The sequence below is a fragment of the Cupriavidus neocaledonicus genome, from assembly GCF_000372525.1.
GTDB classification, from domain to species: Bacteria; Pseudomonadota; Gammaproteobacteria; order Burkholderiales; family Burkholderiaceae; genus Cupriavidus; species Cupriavidus neocaledonicus.
The window spans coordinates 48,266-65,092 of the sequence record NZ_AQUR01000081.1 but is presented as its reverse complement, the minus strand read 5'-3'; the positions used below and the strand labels follow the sequence as shown (position 1 = coordinate 65,092).

Genomic DNA, 16,827 nt, shown 5'->3' with positions numbered 1-16,827 from the left:
CATGCCAATCCAGAATACACCCGCCCATGACGTGACGCCGCGCCGCCGGCTGATGCAGCTTGCGCTTGCCGCCATCGTCGCCACCACCGCATGGTGCGCGCTGGCGCCGCGCGCGCAGGCGCAAGCGCAGGACATCGCCACGGCGCGGCAGTTGCGCCTGATGGCCGGCGCGCAAAAAGAGCTGCGCAGCGCGCAGCCGGTCGAGCGCGTCGCCGTGGGCAACCCCGCGGTCGCCGATGCGCTGATCCTGCGCACCCGCGGCGCGCCCAGCGTGCTGCTGGTGGCCAAGCAGCCCGGCGTGACCGACGTGATGGTGTGGACGCGCGGCAGCGCCGAGCCGCAGAGCTACAGCGTGCAGGTGGATGCCATCGCGCCCGATGCCAACGGCGCGCAGCTGGGCTACTCGGCAGCCGGCGCCACCATCACCGGCCAGTCGCCCGACGCCTATGGCGCCGCGCGCGCGCAGGCGGCGGCGCGTGCGGCCACCGCCGGCAAGACCGACGGCAAGCCGGGCCTGGTGGTGGACCGCTCCACCGTGCCGCTGAGCGGCACCGTGCAGGTCGACGTCAAGGTAGTGGAGATCAGCAAGACCGTGCTCAAGGAAGTCGGCATCAACTTCTTCCGCAACAACTCGGGCTTTGCCTTCGGCACGTTCTCGCCGTCGACGCTGAACAAGTTCACCTTCACGCCGGGCAGCGGCGGCGCGCCCGGCAGCTTCAGCGCCGACATTGCGTCGCCGATGAGCAATGCCTTCAACCTGGTGGCGGCGTCGCTCACGCACGGCATCTTCGCCAACATCAGCCTGCTCGAGGCCAACGGCCTGGCACGCGTGCTGGCCGAGCCCAGCCTGGTGGCGCTGTCGGGCCAGAGCGCCAGCTTCCTGGCCGGCGGCGAGATCCCGATCCCGGTGCCGCAGGCGCTGGGCACCACCACGATCCAGTTCAAGCCGTTCGGCATCGGGCTGACGGTCTCGCCCACGGTGCTGTCGGCCGACCGCATCGCGCTGAAGGTGGCGCCCGAGGCCAGCGACCTCGACCCGTCGCGCGGCATCTCGATCAACGGCGCGGTGGTGCCGGCCATCGTCACGCGGCGCGCCGACACCACGGTCGAGCTGGGCGACGGCGAGAGCTTCGTGATCGGCGGGCTGGTCAGTCGCAACACCGTCAGCAACGTCAACAAGGTGCCGGTGCTGGGCGACCTGCCGGTGATCGGCGTGTTTTTCAAGAACCTGAACTTCCACCAGGAAGACCGCGAGCTGATGATCGTCGTCACGCCGCGCCTGGTGAAGCCGATGGCGAAGAACTCGCCGGCGGCGCAGGCCGTCGGCGCCGATGGCCGTACCGGCGCCAATCCCAATGTGTGGGGCTGGTATGTGATGGGTGAGTACGCGGACCCGACTTTGCCGGGTTTCTCGAAATAGCCGCCGGCCATGCCGGCTTGGCATGGCCAACAGCCTCGAGGCGGAAAGATGGACTATTTTCTGTTGCACGCAACGCAGGGCGAAGTCAGGGACTGGCTGGGCCGGGCCATCGGCGCGCTGGGCACGCTGGTGGCCGATGGCGGCGCCCACGAAGGCTTTATCGAGCGCGTCTCCGAACTGCGCCCTGGCCTGGTGTTCCTGCATTTCTCGGCGGAGCTCGCGGCGCCGTCGGCGCGCCTGGCCGAGCAGCTGCAGCGGCTCTTCCCCGGCCTGCCGCTGGTGGCCGTGGGCCAGGCCGGCGAGCCCGGCGTGATGCTGGCCGCGTTGCGCGCGGGCGTAAAGGATTTCATCGACCTGCGCGATGCGCCGGCCGAGGCCGAGGCCGTGATCAAGCGCCTGGCCGTGCCGAGCGAGCAGGTGCGCCCGGCCGAGGCCGCGCGCCAGGGCAAGATCGTGGCGCTGCTGGGCGCGCGCGCGGGCGTCGGCGTGACCAGCCTGGCGGTCAACCTGGCCGCGGCGGCACGCCGCCATCTGCCGCGCCACGCCAAGACCGATGCCCGCGCCGAAGTGCTGCTGACCGACCTGGGGCTGCCCGCGCGCGACGGTGCGCTCTACCTGAACCTGAGCCCGGGCTTCCATTTCGTCGAGGCGGTGCGCAACCTGCGCCGCTTCGACCAGGTCTTCGTGCAGACCGCGCTGACGCGCCATGCCAACGGCGTGTGCGTGCTGCCGCTGCCGGCCGCACTGAGCGAACTGCGCGATATCTCTTACGCCGATGCGATCGGCCTGCTCGAGCGCCTGCGCGCGTTCTTCGACCTGCAGATCGTCGACCTGGGCGGCTTCGGCAATGCCGAGTTCACTGCGCAGATCGTCAAGGCCGCCGACAGCGTGGTGCTGGTGGCGGACCAGAGCGTCGGTGCGATCGTGTCGGCGGCGGAGCTGGTGCATGAACTGCGCGCGCGTGAAGTGGAGCGCGACGACCTGCACCTGCTGGTGTCGCGCTTCGATGCGCGCCTGGGCGTCGACGCCGCGCAGATCGCGCGGCGCGTGGGGGTGGAATCGGTGGCGACGCTGCCGGACAGCCGCGAGGCGCTGGTGCTGGCGATGAACCGCGGCGCGGTGCTGGCCGACGACGACCCGCACTGCCCCTATGTGCGCGCGCTGGCCGAGCTGCTGGCGCGGCTGGGGTACCGCACCGCCGCGGCCAGGGACGCCACGCTGCTGGCGCGGATCAAGGACAAACTGCCCGGGGCGCTGCGCGCAGCGCTGGTAGCGCGCGGCGCGCGCACGGCTCGCACTGGAAGCTGACATGACCCAAGCGATCGAATTCTCCGACCACGCCCCGGCACCGTTCCCGGTGTCGCAGGAATTCCACAACATCAAGGAAGCCGCGCACGAGCACTTGCTGACCCGCATCGAAGAGCTGGGCGCCGAGTTCGGGCGCTGGTCGCGCACCGCGATCCAGCGCTTCGTCGACCTGGAGCTGGAGAGCTTTACGCGGCTGCGGCGCATCCCCATCAACGAGGCCGAGCTGCGCCAGATCGCCGAGGCGCTGACCAAGGAGCTGGCCGGCTTTGGCCCGATCGAGGACCTGCTCAACGATCCGGCGGTCGAAGACATCCTGGTCAACGGCCACCTCGACGTGTATGTGTCACGCCATGGCGTGCTCGAGCGCATCCCGGTGCGCTTTGCCGACAGCGGCCACCTGCTGCGCATCGTGCGCCGCATCCTGGCGCCGATCGGCCGGCGCCTGGACGAATCCAACCCGATGGTCGACGCGCGCCTGCCCGATGGCGGCCGCATCAACGTGGTGATCCCGCCGCTGGCGCTGGAGGGCCCGGTGGTGTCGATCCGCAAGTTCCGCAAGGACCCGATGACGCCCGCCGACCTGCAGGCGCTGGGCACCATGAGTCCCGAGATCTGCGACCTGCTGCAGGCCGCGGTGCAGGCGCGCTGCAATATCCTGGTGAGCGGCGGCACCAGTTCCGGCAAGACCTCGCTGCTCAATGCGCTGGCCACCTTCGTGCCGCCCACCGAGCGCGTCATCACCATCGAGGATACGGCCGAGCTGGCGCTGAACCACCCGCATGTAGTGCGGCTGGAAAGCCGGCCGGGCGGCTTCGAGGGCACCGGCGTGGTGTCGATCCGCGACCTGCTGCGCAACAGCCTGCGCATGCGCCCGGACCGCATCATCGTCGGCGAAGTGCGCGGCGGCGAGGTGCTGGAGATGCTGCAGGCGATGAGCACCGGCCACGACGGCTCGATGGGCACCATCCACGCCAGCAGCCCGCGCGAATGCCTGTACCGGCTGGAGATGCTGGCCGGCTTCGCCGGCTTCCAGGGCAGCGAGATGAGCCTGCGGCGCCAGATCGCCAACGCCATCGACTTCATCGTGCAGATCGCGCGGCTGTCCAACGGCAAGCGCCGCATCGTCTCGATCACCGAGGTCACCGGCCTGGGCGACAACATCATCTCGACCCAGGAGCTGTACCGGCACGAGCCGTTCGTGAACGCCGACGGCACCGAGACCGACCGCTGGCTGTCGCTGGGCCTGCTGCCGCACTCGCCCAAGCTGGCGCGCATGCGCGCGCCCGGCTTCATGCTGGACGACCGCTTCGATGTCTAGCGCCACGCTGCTGCTCGCCGCGCTCGCGCTGGTCATCACCGGCCTGGGGCTGCTGCTGCTCGCGAGTGCGCAGGCTCGTGCGCGCCGCGAACAGCAGCAGGCGTTCCTGCAGGCGCAGACCGAGCAGGTGCGGATGCGCTACACGCAGGCGCCCGATCCGTCGCTGCAGCTGCCGGCGCGCGACCTGCGCCGGCGCTGGGACGACTTCCTGCACCGCGCCGACCTGGCGCCGACGCGCCGTACCGCGCTGGTGTGGCTGTCTCCGCTGGTGCTGTGCACGCTGGCCGGCGCCGTCGCGGGGCAATGGCTGGGCGCCGTATCCGCGCTGGTCGTCGCGCTGGCGGTGACCGCGTGCGCGGCCTGGCACCGCGTGCGCCGGCTGCACAAGAAGCTGCTGTCGCAGCTGCCTGGTTTCCTGGATGGCGTGGTGCGGCTGATGACCATCGGCAGCAGCGTGCCGGCGGCGTTCCAGAACTCCATCGCCAATACCGAGGCGCCGCTGCGCCAGTGCCTGGTGCAGGCGGTGCACCTGCAGCGCGCCGGCAAGGAACTGGACCAGGCGGTGCTGCAGGTCGGCCGCGCCTACAAGGTCGAGGAACTGGTGCTGGTGGCTTCGGTGCTGCGCCTGTCGGTGCGCTACGGCGGCCGCGCCGACGTGGTGATGGAGCGCACCGCCACCTTCATGCGCGACCGCGAGCAGGCGCAGCGCGAGCTGATGGCGCTGTCGGCCGAGACCAGGCTGTCGGCCTGGGTGCTGGGCCTGCTGCCGCTGGTGGTGGCCGGCGGCCTGTTCACGCTGAATGCCGGCTACATCCTGATGATGTGGAAAGACCCCACCGGCAAGACCATGCTGCTGTCGGCCGCGGCGCTGGAAGTCGCCGGCGCGCTGATGCTGTACCGGCTGGCCAAGTCGATCTGAAGGCAACGATGACATCGCCCCCATGGACCGCCTGACGCTGATCTCGCTGAGCCTGCTCGTCGCCGCCTGCGGCGTCGGTGTACTGGCATTGCCGTTGCTGCGCGACTGGCGCCAGCGCCGGCTCTCGGCCCGCACCATCGACGCCGCGCTGGCGCGCCAGCAGCGCTCCACGGCAGTCGCGCCGGCCGCCGCGGCCGCGCCCGCTCCCACGCCGCGTGCGCCGGGCATGCCCGGCGTGCCCGGCGTACCCGGGGTTGCGGGCGCGCGTACCGCGGCCAACGCTGCGACCACCGCGGCAACGCCCGGCGCCGGCACCGGCCTTGGCGCGCAGCTGGGCGCGCGCGTGGGCGAGCGCTTCGACGCCCACTGGCTGGAATCGCGGCTGGGCCGCGCGGTGGTGACGCCGGAAGACCAGCAGTTGCTGGAGCAATGCGGCTGGTATGGCTTGCAGGCGCGCATGCTGTTCGGCGTACTGCGGCTGGCCCTGCCGCTGGCCTTGTCGGTGCTGGCGATGCTGTGGCACCTCGGCGCCAGTGCCTTCATGGTGATGGCATGGGGCTTCGGCACCTTCGCCGTGGCCTACCTGGCGCCCAAGTGGTACCTGCGCCGGCGCGCCGCCGCGCGCCTGCGCATGGTCGACGACGAACTGCCGGTGCTGATCGACATGCTGCGGCTGCTGCAGGGGGTGGGTTTGTCGATCGACCAGAGCCTGCAGGTGATCGTGGCCGAATTCGGCGGCATGCTGCGCGTGCTGGGGCCGGAACTGGCGCGCGCCAACCAGCAGTTCGCCTCGGGCCGCTCGCGCGAGCAGACCCTGCTGCGCATCGGCCGGCTGTTCGACAGCGAAGACCTGAAGAGCCTGATCACGCTGCTGACGCAGGTCGACAAGCATGGCGGCGCGGTGCAGGAGCCGCTGCGACAGTTCGGGCTACGCATGCAGGAGGCGCGCAAGTCGCGCATGAAGGATGAGATCGGCCGCCTCACGGTCAAGATGACCGCGGTGATGGTGGTCAGCCTGTTGCCGGTGCTGCTGATCCTGACCGCGGGCCCAGGCTTTCTCGGGGTGATCCGTATGCTGGCAAACATGGGAGGCACGCGATGAGGGGGGGGATGGCGCGCTCTGCCGCTGTGGCGACGGGCCGGATGCGCACGTCGGCAGCGTGCCTGCTGCTGGCCGCGCTGTGCGGCTGCGCCGGCGGCAACAACGGCGCCTCGGCCATGCACGAACAGGCCGAGGCCCAGGTGGAACTGGCCAGGTTGCGCGACAAGGCCGCGCGCGCCGAGTACAGCGAGCAGGCGGTCTACCTGGGCCTGATCCGCAAGATGCAGCAGGACGGGCTCTACTTTGCCTCGCTCGCGCATATCGAGGTCTATGTGCAGCGCTTCGGCGCCGGCCCCGAGATCCAGGTGATGCGCGCCGATGCGCTGCGCGAAACCGGACAGGACCAGGCCGCCATCGAGGCGTACCAGAGGCTGCTCGCCACCGCGAAAGGCGCGGAGGCCGCGCATGCGCACCACGGCCTGGGCCTGCTGGCCGGGCGCCAGGATGACTTCGCGCGTGCGGTGACGGCATTGCGCGCCGCCAGCGCGCTGGACCCGGTCAACGCGCGCATCGCCAGCGACCTGGGCTATGCGCTGATGCGCGCCGGCGCGCTGCAGGATGCACGCGTGCCGGTGATGCAGGCGCTCGAGCTGGACGCGCGCAATCCGCGCGTGATCAGCAATGCGGTGGTGTGGCTGATGGCCGATGGCAAGCGCGCCCAGGCCAACGCCATGATGCAGAAGGCCGCGCTGCCCGAGCCCACCCGCAGCGCGATCCGCAAGGAAGCCGACCGCATCGCCCGCGCCGCGGCGCGCCAGGGCCAGTCCAGGCCGACATCCGCGCCCGCCGCCGTGGCGGTCGTGGCCAAGCCAATCGCCATCGCCGCGCAAGCCGGCGCTACCCCATGACAGCCAATCTTCCCGTTGCCATCCAAAAGCGCGCCGCATGCGTGGCGCTCTGCCTGTGGGCGCTGGCCCCACTGGCGCACGCGCAGGGCGATGCCGCGCCGACCGAAGCCACCGGCATGCCGCCGGCGCCGTCCGCGCAGCGCGAAATCGGCGCCGACACGCGCGCGCTCCTGGCGATCCAGCGCGAAGGCACGCAGGCCGGGCCGATGCTGCCGATGCACGGCGAACAGGCCGCGCTGGGCTATGAGCGCTACCTCAACAGCTTCCGCTTCGCGCTGCCCGAGTTCTACACCGGCCAGGCCAACGCCAGTACCACGCGCGCCGGCTCGGCCGGACAGATGCTGGGCGGAAAATGAGCCTGCGCCAGCCGCCGGTGGTCCGCACCCGACGCGCCTCACGCGGCGCCGTCAGCGTGATGGCGGCGCTGCTGATCGCCACCGTGGCGATCGCCGCGCTGGTGTCGATCGACGTCGGCCATGTGTTCATGCGCCAGCGGCAGCTACAGAACATGGTGGACCTGGCGGCGATGTCGGCGGCGCAGCAGCTCAAGCGGGCGGACAGCGCGGCCAATCTGAACGCCGCCGTGCTCGGAACGGTCAGCAATATCGGCGCGAAGAACGGCTATCCGTCGGGCATCGCCATGGGCTGTGCGGAGGCTGCCGGGGGTGGCGCGGATGCAATGACAGCCTGTGTCGGCGTATGGGATCCTGCCACCGCCGGCGCGCGGCATTTCAGCGCCGTGTACAACGCCGCCACGGTCTCGCCCAATGCCGTGCGCGTGCAGGCCACGCAGACGGTGCCGATCCTGTTCGTGTTCAATGGCGGCAGCGGCAGGCAGCTGTTTGCGGAATCGATTGCGAGCGGCAGCCCGCCGGTGGCGGCGTTTTCGCTCGGCACGGGGTTGCTCGACGTCTCGACCGCCAACAGCATGCTGAGCGTGCTGCTGGGCAATGCGGTGAACCTGTCGTTGGCGGACTGGCAGGGACTGGTCAATACCACGGTGACGCTGGACCAGTTGCGGCTCGAGGCGGACGTCGGGACCGTGGAACAACTGCTGAATGCGTCGCTGAACCTGCGCGATTTCTATGCGCTGGTGCTCGGCGCGGCCGGGCGCGACACGCTGCTTACCACCATGCTGGGCAGCCCGCCGACCACGCTGGGCGCGAGCGGAGCGGCCGCGACGGTGTCGCTGGCAAGGCTGCTCGACCTCGGCCTGATGGCACCCGCGGCATCGTCGGCGGTGGAAGTCGGTCTGAATGTCGCGCAGTTGCTGCTCGCCGGCGCGCAAGTCGCACGCGGCGATACCGCGGTCGCGCTGCCGCTGAACATACCCAAACTCCCTTTTGGCCTGGGCGGCATCAGCGCCAACCTGCGCGTGATCGAGCCGCCGGTCACGGCGGCCGGTCCGGCGCGGCAGCTGTCCGGCAAGCCGGACACGTGGCAGACCAGCGCCACCTCCTCGCAGGTAAGGCTGACGCTGGCGCTCCAGATCAAGGCCGACATCCTGAAGCCGGTTATCGACGCCGATCTGAACGTGCCGCTCTTTATTGATGTCGCCAACGCCACGGCCGACCTTACCCGGCTGCAATGCGCGGCCAATCCCGCGGATCGTCGGGCCACGATGCAGGTAAAGAGTGGCCTGGCCACGGCGTGCCTGACCGAGGGCTGCACGGGGGGCGAGGTGGTGCTTGGCGAGGTCAAGGTGGGACTGCTGGGAGACGTCGCCCAGGTTGTTGCCACCGACGTGCCGCGTCATGGCAACACCGTCGCCCAGGAAGTCACTCTGGGACCGGGCGGCCATACGCAAGTGGGTATGTCGGATCCCTTCGGCGGATTGTTCTCGCAAGTGCTGTCGCTGAAGATACGGACCAAGTTGGTGGGGATCCTCAGCTTGCCCCTGGATGTTGGCCCGTCGCTGGCGCCGCTGGGGGCTACGCTGGACGCGCTGGTGCCGCCGCTGCTCAACAGCCTGGGCATCCAGCTTGGCAACAGCGATCTCTGGGTCCACAGCATCGATTGCAACAACGCTGAACTGGTGTACTGAGCCATGATCGCGCCAAACCGCCTGATGGCAGAAACAGAATGAAGACAGATCGCTGGGCCTACGAAAACCTTGAAGTCTACGTGTGGGAAGGCAAGTACGAGATTGCCGACCGCGTCACGCGGTTCCTGGCGCCGCTGGGCGTTGACGTGATCCGCGCCGGCGCGCTCGAGGCCTTGCCGGCCGAGCCGCGCCTGAAGCCGTGCATCGCGGTGATCAGCGTGTCGGTGATCGGCGCCGCGCGCTTCTCGCTGGACTGGGAGGCCGCGCACGGCATGCCGGTGATCTGGGTGGCGGGGCCGGGACGCGAGACCGATCCCGGACGCTTTCCGCCGGAGTACGCGCATATCCTGGCCGATGACTTTACCGGCGCCGACCTGCGCGGCCAGATCGGCAAGCTGCTGCCGCAGTTGCTCGCCACCGAGCCAACCGGCGAGCGCGAGGCGGACCTGGTGGCCGGCTCCGCGGCGATGCGCCAGCTGCTGCAGCATGTGGAGACCTTTGCCGACTTCGGCAGCAATGTGATGCTGTATGGCGAAACCGGCGCGGGCAAGGAGCGCATCGCGCGCCTGTTCCATGAGCGCAACAGCACCTACGGCAAGGGCCCGTTCGTCGCGGTCAACTGCGGCGCGATTCCCGACGGGCTGTTCGAGTCGCAGTTCTTCGGCCATGCCAAGGGCGCGTTCACGGGAGCGTCGTTCGCGCATCGCGGGTATTTCGAGCAGGCCAACGGCGGTACGCTGTTTCTCGACGAGATCGGCGACCTGCCGCTGTTCCAGCAGGTCAAGCTGCTGCGCGTGCTGGAAGAGAACGTGATCACCCGGCTGGGCTCGACGCTGGCGGTCAAGCTGGATTTCCGTCTGGTGGCCGCGACCAACAAGGACCTGCGCGACGCCGTGCGGCAGGGGCGCTTTCGCGCCGACCTGTTCTTCCGCCTGGCGGTGATCGAGATGCGCATTCCCAGCCTGGAAGAGCGCGGCCCGGCCGACAAGGTAGCGCTGCTGCAGTCGTTCCTGCGCCATATGCTGGGCGCGTCCGGCTACGACGCCTTGCCGCCGATGCCGGACTGGCTCAAGGGCGCGGTCGGCACCGCCTACTTCACCGGCAACGTGCGCGAGCTGCGCAACCTGGCCGAGCGCGTCGGCATCACCGTGCAGCAGACCGGGCATTGGGACGAGGAGCGCATCCGGCCGCTGTTCCGCGCGCTGCATCCGGGCGCGTTCGATGGCGGTGAGCGCGCCGATCTGCGCGGCGACATGGAAGAACGCCGCCGCATCCTGGCCGCGCTCGACGCCAACGGCTGGCGGCGGCAGGACACGGCGGCCAGCCTGGGCATCAGCCGCAAGGTGCTGTGGGAAAAAATGCGCAAGTACCAGATCGCCGACAGCGAGGCCGAGCCGGTGTGAGCGCCGCTCAGCGCCAACGTAGCCCCGGCATCGCCCGCTGTTGCGCGCGCCACGCCAAGGAAGACGGGCTGCGACGCATTATGATGCGGGTTTCGCCGATTCTCCAACGGACCCCGGATTGCGTTTCCTTCACACCGCCGACTGGCATCTCGGCCGCCTCTTCCATGCGCGCAGCCTACTGGAAGACCAGGCCCATCTCCTCGACCAGTTTGTCGAACTGGTCCGCAACGAGCGCCCGGATGCGGTGCTGATCGCCGGCGACGTCTATGACCGCGCCGTGCCGCCGCCCGAGGCGGTGGCCCTGCTCGACGACGTGCTGGCCCGCATCGTGGTCGATGCCGGCGTGCCGGTGGTGATGATCGCGGGCAACCACGACAGCGCGCAGCGGCTGGAATTCGGCGCGCGCCTGATGCGCGCGCAGGGGCTGCACGTGGCCGGCCGCACGCTGGCCGACGCCAGTTGGGTGAGCTTGCGCGACGCGCATGGCGAAGTCCGCATCTATGCGCTGCCATATGCCGAGCCCGCCGTGGTGCGCGATGCGGTCGGCACGGAAATGCCGTCGCACGAAGCCGCGTTGCGCGCGCAGCTCGATGCCATCCGCGCGGTGCATCCGCCGGGCGTGCGCGCGGTGGTGGTGGGCCATGCCTTCGTGGTCGGCGGCGCGGCCAGCGAATCGGAACGGCCGCTGTCGGTGGGCGGCAGCGGCGCCGTGGCCGCGGAGCTGTTCGCCGGCTTCGACCTGGTCGCGCTGGGACACCTGCACCGGCCGCAGACGCTGGGCGGCGGACGCATCCACTATGCGGGCTCGCTGCTGAAATACTCGCTGTCGGAATGCGCGCACCAGAAGTCGGTGTCGCGCATCGAACTGGATGCGGACGGCGCCGTCGCCATCACGCCGCTGACGCTGCAGCCGCTGCGCGACGTGCGCGTGCTCGAGGGCGAACTGGCACAGTTGCTGGCCGCCGGTGCCGACGATCCGAAGCGCGACGACTACATCCACGCGCGCCTGACCGATACAGGCGCGTTGCTGGACCCGATGGCGCGGCTGCGCCAGGTCTATCCCAACGCGCTGGCGATCGAGCGCACCGTGCTGGCGCGCACCGGCATGGCGTCGGAGGCGGGACGCAAGCTGCGGCAGCTGGGCACTGGCGAGCTGTTCGCCAGTTTCTTCCGGGAGGTGGCCGATGCCGAGCTGGACCCTGACCAGCGTGCCGCGCTCGACCAGGTGCTGGCCGGCATCGCCACGGCGGAACGGGAGTCGGCATGAGACCGCTGCATCTGACGCTGCAGGCGTTCGGGCCCTTTGCCGCGACCGAGGCCATCGATTTCACGCGGCTGGGCGAGCAGGCCTTCGTGCTGATCCATGGGCCCACCGGCGCGGGCAAGACCACGCTGCTCGATGCCATCTGCTTTGCCCTGTACGGCGACACCTCCGGCGGCGAGCGCAGCGCGCAAGCGATGCGCAGCGCCAATGCGGCAGCGGGTTTGCGCACCGAGGTGACGCTGGCCTTCAGCCTGGGCGCGCAGCACTGGCGCGTGGTGCGCTCGCCCGTGCAGGAGCGGCCCAAGCAGCGCGGCGAAGGCTGGGTCACCGAGCCGGCCAGGGCGCAACTGGACTTGCACGACGGCAACGGCTGGGTCAGCAAGGCCAGCCAGCCGGGCAAGGTCACCGATGCCGTGCGCGAGCTGCTGGGCTTTGACAGCGCGCAGTTTCGCCAGGTCATCGTGCTGCCGCAGGGGCGCTTTCGCGAACTGCTGACCGCCAGCTCCCAGGCGCGGCAGGCCATCCTCGAGCGGCTGTTCCGCACCGAGCTGTACCGCCGCGTGGAAGAGCTGCTGAAGGCCGAGGCCGCCGGCATCCGGCGCGACGCCGAGCGCATCACGATCCAGCGCGAGGAAGCGTTGCGGCAGGCCGGCGTGGAATCGGCGCAAGCGTTGGCGGACGGCATCGCGGCCATGCAGGGGGAGTTGCAGGCGCTGCAAGGACAGGAACAAGGCGCACGCGCCGCGCAAGCCGCCGCGCAGGCCGCGCTCGCAGCAGGCGAGCAGGTGGCGGCGCGCTTGCAGGAGCGCCAGCAGGCGCAGGCGTCCCACGCCGCGCTGCTGGCGCGGCAGCCCGCCATCGATGAACAGCGCGGCCGCTTGCAGGCGGCCCAGCGCGCCGCGCGCGTGATGCCGGCGGTGCAGGCCGCTCAGGCGGCGCAGCGCGATCACGCCGCCGGCGCCGCGGCATTGGCGCAAGCGACCGAATACGCCGCGCACGCTGGCCAACGGGCCACACAGGCCGCCGCGGCCTTGCAGGCGCAGGTGCAGCAGGCCGACGTCCGCCAGGACGCACAGCGCCGTGTGACGCAACTGGAAGCGATGCTGCCGCGCGCGCAGCGGCTGGGGGCTTTGCAGCGCGCCTTGCACGAGGCCGAAGCCAGGCAGGCCACCGCCGCCACCGCACGCGATCGCGCCATGGCGCAGGTTGAGACATGCCGCGCCGCCGCCGTGGCCGCCGAATCGGCCTTGGGCCAGGCCCAGCTGGCCGCGGCGCAGGCACAGGCGACCGCCTTGCAGCTGGCCGCGCTGCAGGAGCGCGCGCGGCAATTCGAACGGTACCGTCAGGCGGCCCGTTCGCTGGACGCCGCGAACACGCAGGCCGCGGCCCAGGCGCAGGCCGAACGGCAGGCGCTGCATCAGCGCGACCGCTGCCGCACCGCGCTGGCCGAAGCCGAAGCTGCGTGGCGCGCCGGGCAGGCCGCGCGCCTGGCGCAGACGCTGGCGTCAGGCGATGCCTGTCCGGTCTGCGGCAGTACCGCGCATCCCGAGCCGGCACGGCACGTGGCGCAGCCGCTGTCTGACCTGGCGCTGGAGGGCGCGCGCCATGCCTTGCTGCAAGCCGAGGCGGAAGCGGTGCGCTGTGCGGGCCAGCACCAGGCCGCGCAACTGGCGATCGCACAGGCACGCGAGCGGCTGGAAGAACTGGCCGCGGCACTGGGCGATGCCACCGAGGCAGCAGCCGCCGACATCAACGCTGACCTCGAATCGCGGCAAGCGGCGCTGGCGCAGCAGCGGCAGGCATCGGCAAGCCTGGCGCAGCGCGAAGCCGCGATCGCCACTTCGCGCGCGGCGCGCGACAGCGCCGAAGCCGCGCACTCCGCTGCCGTTGCTGCGGCCGATGCCGCCGCCCAGGCACTGGCGCATTGCCGCGGCGAATGGCAGGCCGAGAGCGCGCTGGTCCCCGAGGACTCGCGCGATCCGGTGGCGCTGGGCGAGGCACTGCGCCAGGCGCAGGCCGCGCTGGCCGGACTGGAACAGGCGCTGGCCACGGCGCAGGCGGCCGACAGGCAGGCCGCAGCGCAGGATGCCGGGGCGCAGGCCGCGCTGGTGTCGGCACGGCAGTCACGCGCGCAGAGCGCCGAACGCCTGGCCAACGCCGACGCGGCATTGGCGCAGGCACTCGCGCAGCACGGTTTTGCCGATGCCCGGGTGCACGCCGACGCCCGCCTGGACGAGGACGCAATGCAAGCGCTCGACGCCACGCTGCGCGCGTTCGACCGCCAGCTGGCGGCCGCCGCCGACCGGCGCGAACGCGCGGAAGCTGCCGCGCAAGGGCTCGATGCGCCCGACGTAGACGCGCTGCGCGCGGCGCTGGCGGCTTCCGCCGCGACGGTGGAGGACCTGGTGCGGCAGCAGGCCGAGCGCGGACGTTCCCGCGACGCGCTGCGGCAATGCCAGCAGCGGCTGCAGCAACTGGACCGCGAAGGCCGCGACATCGAGGCGCGCTTTGCCGTGCTGGGCCGGCTGGCCGAAGTGGCCAACGGCAACAATCCGCGCCGCATGACGTTCCAGCGCTTCGTGCTGGCCACGCTGCTCGACGAGGTGCTGGAGGCAGCGTCCACACGCCTGCTGGCTATGAGCCGCGGCCGCTATGTGCTGCAGCGCGTGCGCGAGCAGGCCGACCAGCGCAGCGCCGGCGGCCTCGATATCGAAGTGTTCGACCACGATACCGGCGCGGCGCGCCCGGCCAATACGCTGTCAGGCGGCGAAGGCTTCCTCGCGTCGCTGTCGCTGGCGCTGGGCCTGGCCGACGTGGTGCAGTCGCGCGCGGGGGGCATCCAGCTGGACACCCTGTTCGTCGACGAAGGCTTCGGCACGCTCGATCCCGAAAGCCTCGACTTTGCCTTGCGCACGCTGCTGGACCTCCAGCAGGCGGGGCGCCTGGTCGGGATCATTTCGCACGTGACGGAACTGCGCGAGCGTATCGACGTGCGGCTGGAAGTGCGGCCCGGCACGGATGGCAGCCGCGTGCTGCTGACCGGGGTGCCGGTGGCGGCCTAGGCAGGAAGGGCAGGGTCAGGCGACCACGGCCTGGCGGCAGCGAATCGCCATCACCTGCGCCTCGAAGGCGCGGGCGACCGCACGGGTCAGGCGCGCGCGGCGCGACAGTGCAGGCGTGGAAGATTGCATGGCGGCGCCGGTTGCGGCAAGCGCCGTCGGGGCAGGCAGCGGATGAAGATCCAATGCCCAGGCACTGCGGGTGACATGCAGGATGCGCGCAAGCGCTGCTGCATGGGGCGTGGAAGAAAACGGGACGTTGGCGGTGGCCATGATCACGGGCTCCTCGTTCTTGTGTGTTGCCAGGCGAGGCCGGCTCAGCCGGGTGGTCCGGAGGCTGCTGTGCGGCGCTGCCTTGTTCTGATTCAACGATAGGCCCGGCCGGCGTCGCACCCTATCCCGTGCGAGCCGATTGTGATGTCGGCTCTGTCCTACACAGGGGGTCCCTGCATCACCTTGCGCGCTGATCGCACAAACTGGTTTGCCGGCCGCCCGGTCGGCTTGACCGTCGTCGACGGCCAGGTGTAACCTGTTCATTCTGCGAATTCAAGTTCGTATATCGAACAATTTGGTTTGTCCCGGTTTTTCCGGGCTTATCCGAAGGTTCGATCGACGAGTGCCTGGTCTACTCGACCAAAGCAGAGCACGCGCAGACTGCTGGACTCGTTCACCGGGCAGGCCATGCCGCCCGCCGCAACGAACATCCTTCCGGCAGGATTACCGGAGACCGTCTTTCATGCGCCGCGGCTTGCGGCCCGTTCCGGTAGCCTGGCGGATCTTCCGACCTGGAACGCAAGTGATCAATAAGCTATACGACTCGGTGGAAGCGGCGGTTGCCGGCATCCACGACGGCGCCACCATCCTGACCGGCGGCTTCGGCCTGGCAGGCATGCCCGCGGAACTGATCGACGCGCTGATCGAGCAAGGCGCGCGCGACCTCACCATCGTCAACAACAACGCCGGCAACGGCGACACCGGGCTGGCCGCGCTGCTCAAGACCAAGCGCGTGCGCAAGATCATCTGCTCGTTCCCGCGCCAGGCGGATTCCTACGTATTCGATTCGCTCTACCACGCCGGCGAGATCGAGCTGGAGCTGGTGCCGCAGGGCAACCTGGCCGAGCGCATCCGCGCCGCCGGCGCCGGCATCGGCGGCTTCTTCACCCGCACCGCCTACGGCACGCCGCTGGCCGAGGGCAAGGAAACCCGCATCATCGACGGCCAAGAGTATGTGTTCGAAACCCCGATCCACGCCGACTTCGCACTGATCAAGGCCGACACCGCCGACCGCTGGGGCAACCTGACTTACCGCAAGACCGCGCGCAACTTCGGCCCGATCATGGCGATGGCCGCCAAATGCGCGATCGTGCAGGTCAGCCATGTGGTCGAGCTGGGCGAGATGGACCCCGAGCACATCGTCACGCCGGGCCTGTTCGTCAAGCGTGTCGTCAAGGTCGCCTGAGCGCGAATACAGGAGAAACAGCATGCAACGCCTGACCCGCGATCAGATGGCCGCCCGCGTGGCCAAAGACATTCCCGACGGTGCCGTGGTCAACCTCGGCATCGGCCTGCCCACCCTGGTCGGCAACCACCTGCCGGCCGACAAGGAAATCCTGCTGCACAGCGAGAACGGCCTGCTCGGCATGGGCCCCGCGCCCGCGCCCGGTGAAGAGGACGGCGACCTGATCAATGCCGGCAAGCAGCCGGTGACGATCAAGCCGGGCGGCTCGTACTTCCACCACGCCGATTCGTTCGCGATGATGCGCGGCGGCCATCTCGACTTCTGCGTGCTGGGCGCGTTCCAGGTGTCGCAGCAGGGCGACCTGGCCAACTGGCACACCGGCGCACCGGGCGCCATCCCCGCCGTGGGCGGCGCGATGGACCTGGCGATCGGCGCCAAGCAGGTGTTCGTCATGATGGAGCACCTGACCAAGCAGGGCGAGAGCAAGATCGTGCCCAAGTGCACCTATCCGCTGACCGGCATCGGTTGCGTGACGCGCATCTACACTGACCTGGCCACGCTCGACGTCACCGCCGACGGCCTGGTCGCGCGCGACCTGGTCGAGGGCCTGAGCTTTGACGAGCTGCAGCGCCTGACCGGCGTGCCCCTGAAGCAGGCCTGAGCGCCCGCATCGATATCCATCA

General features: G+C 70.3%; 14 protein-coding genes. 13 read left to right on the top strand and 1 reads right to left on the bottom strand.

What is annotated here, in order from left to right; genetic code table 11:
* Position 1 precedes the first annotated feature (1 nt).
* From A3AG_RS0107185 to A3AG_RS0107135, 11 genes are all read left to right on the top strand, one after another.
* On the top strand, positions 2-1,420 hold the full coding sequence (locus A3AG_RS0107185; protein ID WP_026164014.1) for a type II and III secretion system protein family protein: 1,419 nt from the start codon (positions 2-4) through the stop codon (positions 1,418-1,420).
* Positions 1,421-1,468: 48 nt separating this feature from the next.
* Positions 1,469-2,728, top strand: coding sequence for a CpaE/TadZ family protein (locus A3AG_RS0107180; protein WP_018004765.1), 1,260 nt, complete (start codon positions 1,469-1,471; stop codon positions 2,726-2,728).
* Between the two features lies 1 nt (position 2,729).
* Positions 2,730-4,046, top strand: coding sequence for a TadA family conjugal transfer-associated ATPase (locus tag A3AG_RS0107175; RefSeq protein WP_018004764.1), 1,317 nt, complete (start codon positions 2,730-2,732; stop codon positions 4,044-4,046).
* A complete protein-coding gene (locus A3AG_RS0107170) occupies positions 4,039-4,965 on the top strand; it encodes a type II secretion system F family protein (protein ID WP_018004763.1) in 927 nt (308 codons plus the stop codon). Before A3AG_RS0107175 ends, A3AG_RS0107170 begins: the two co-directional genes overlap by 8 nt.
* A 22-nt stretch (positions 4,966-4,987) precedes the next feature.
* Complete coding sequence (locus A3AG_RS0107165) at positions 4,988-6,067, top strand: type II secretion system F family protein (RefSeq protein WP_018004762.1); 1,080 nt, start codon at positions 4,988-4,990, stop codon at positions 6,065-6,067.
* Positions 6,068-6,075: 8 nt separating this feature from the next.
* Positions 6,076-6,915 (top strand): tetratricopeptide repeat protein, encoded by an 840-nt coding sequence (locus A3AG_RS0107160; protein ID WP_018004761.1) that lies wholly within the window; start codon positions 6,076-6,078, stop codon positions 6,913-6,915.
* A complete protein-coding gene (locus A3AG_RS0107155) occupies positions 6,912-7,271 on the top strand; it encodes a DUF3613 domain-containing protein (RefSeq protein ID WP_018004760.1) in 360 nt (119 codons plus the stop codon). Before A3AG_RS0107160 ends, A3AG_RS0107155 begins: the two co-directional genes overlap by 4 nt.
* Positions 7,268-8,959 (top strand): TadG family pilus assembly protein, encoded by a 1,692-nt coding sequence (locus tag A3AG_RS0107150; RefSeq protein ID WP_018004759.1) that lies wholly within the window; start codon positions 7,268-7,270, stop codon positions 8,957-8,959. The genes A3AG_RS0107155 and A3AG_RS0107150 overlap by 4 nt, the downstream gene beginning before the upstream one ends.
* A gap of 38 nt (positions 8,960-8,997) precedes the next feature.
* Complete coding sequence (locus tag A3AG_RS0107145) at positions 8,998-10,362, top strand: sigma 54-interacting transcriptional regulator (protein WP_018004758.1); 1,365 nt, start codon at positions 8,998-9,000, stop codon at positions 10,360-10,362.
* 118 nt (positions 10,363-10,480) lie between these two features.
* Positions 10,481-11,629: an exonuclease SbcCD subunit D gene (locus tag A3AG_RS0107140; RefSeq protein WP_018004757.1), complete on the top strand. Its 1,149-nt coding sequence runs from the start codon at positions 10,481-10,483 to the stop codon at positions 11,627-11,629.
* Complete coding sequence (locus A3AG_RS0107135; RefSeq protein ID WP_018004756.1) at positions 11,626-14,688, top strand: AAA family ATPase; 3,063 nt, start codon at positions 11,626-11,628, stop codon at positions 14,686-14,688. Before A3AG_RS0107140 ends, A3AG_RS0107135 begins: the two co-directional genes overlap by 4 nt.
* A 15-nt stretch (positions 14,689-14,703) precedes the next feature.
* On the opposite strand, the gene A3AG_RS0107130 is transcribed toward A3AG_RS0107135, so the two are convergent.
* Positions 14,704-14,958, bottom strand: coding sequence for a hypothetical protein (locus A3AG_RS0107130; protein ID WP_018004755.1), 255 nt, complete (start codon positions 14,956-14,958; stop codon positions 14,704-14,706).
* 523 nt (positions 14,959-15,481) lie between these two features.
* Between A3AG_RS0107130 and A3AG_RS0107125 the strand changes: the two genes are divergently transcribed.
* Positions 15,482-16,144 (top strand): 3-oxoacid CoA-transferase subunit A, encoded by a 663-nt coding sequence (locus A3AG_RS0107125; protein WP_026164013.1) that lies wholly within the window; start codon positions 15,482-15,484, stop codon positions 16,142-16,144.
* Between the two features lie 22 nt (positions 16,145-16,166).
* Positions 16,167-16,805, top strand: coding sequence for a CoA transferase subunit B (locus A3AG_RS0107120; protein ID WP_018004753.1), 639 nt, complete (start codon positions 16,167-16,169; stop codon positions 16,803-16,805).
* Positions 16,806-16,827: the final 22 nt, after the last annotated feature.

What these genes read in the sequence shown, in the direction of transcription:
- A3AG_RS0107185 (WP_026164014.1), top strand. Translation starts at nt 2, where the DNA reads ATGCCAATCCAGAATACACCCGCCCATGACGTGACGCCGCGCCGCCGG.
- A3AG_RS0107180 (WP_018004765.1), top strand. Translation starts at nt 1,469, where the DNA reads ATGGACTATTTTCTGTTGCACGCAACGCAGGGCGAAGTCAGGGACTGG.
- A3AG_RS0107175 (WP_018004764.1), top strand. Translation starts at nt 2,730, where the DNA reads ATGACCCAAGCGATCGAATTCTCCGACCACGCCCCGGCACCGTTCCCG.
- A3AG_RS0107170 (WP_018004763.1), top strand. Translation starts at nt 4,039, where the DNA reads ATGTCTAGCGCCACGCTGCTGCTCGCCGCGCTCGCGCTGGTCATCACC.
- A3AG_RS0107165 (WP_018004762.1), top strand. Translation starts at nt 4,988, where the DNA reads ATGGACCGCCTGACGCTGATCTCGCTGAGCCTGCTCGTCGCCGCCTGC.
- A3AG_RS0107160 (WP_018004761.1), top strand. Translation starts at nt 6,076, where the DNA reads ATGGCGCGCTCTGCCGCTGTGGCGACGGGCCGGATGCGCACGTCGGCA.
- A3AG_RS0107155 (WP_018004760.1), top strand. Translation starts at nt 6,912, where the DNA reads ATGACAGCCAATCTTCCCGTTGCCATCCAAAAGCGCGCCGCATGCGTG.
- A3AG_RS0107150 (WP_018004759.1), top strand. Translation starts at nt 7,268, where the DNA reads ATGAGCCTGCGCCAGCCGCCGGTGGTCCGCACCCGACGCGCCTCACGC.
- A3AG_RS0107145 (WP_018004758.1), top strand. Translation starts at nt 8,998, where the DNA reads ATGAAGACAGATCGCTGGGCCTACGAAAACCTTGAAGTCTACGTGTGG.
- A3AG_RS0107135 (WP_018004756.1), top strand. Translation starts at nt 11,626, where the DNA reads ATGAGACCGCTGCATCTGACGCTGCAGGCGTTCGGGCCCTTTGCCGCG.
- A3AG_RS0107130 (WP_018004755.1), bottom strand. Translation starts at nt 14,958, where the DNA reads ATGGCCACCGCCAACGTCCCGTTTTCTTCCACGCCCCATGCAGCAGCG.
- A3AG_RS0107120 (WP_018004753.1), top strand. Translation starts at nt 16,167, where the DNA reads ATGCAACGCCTGACCCGCGATCAGATGGCCGCCCGCGTGGCCAAAGAC.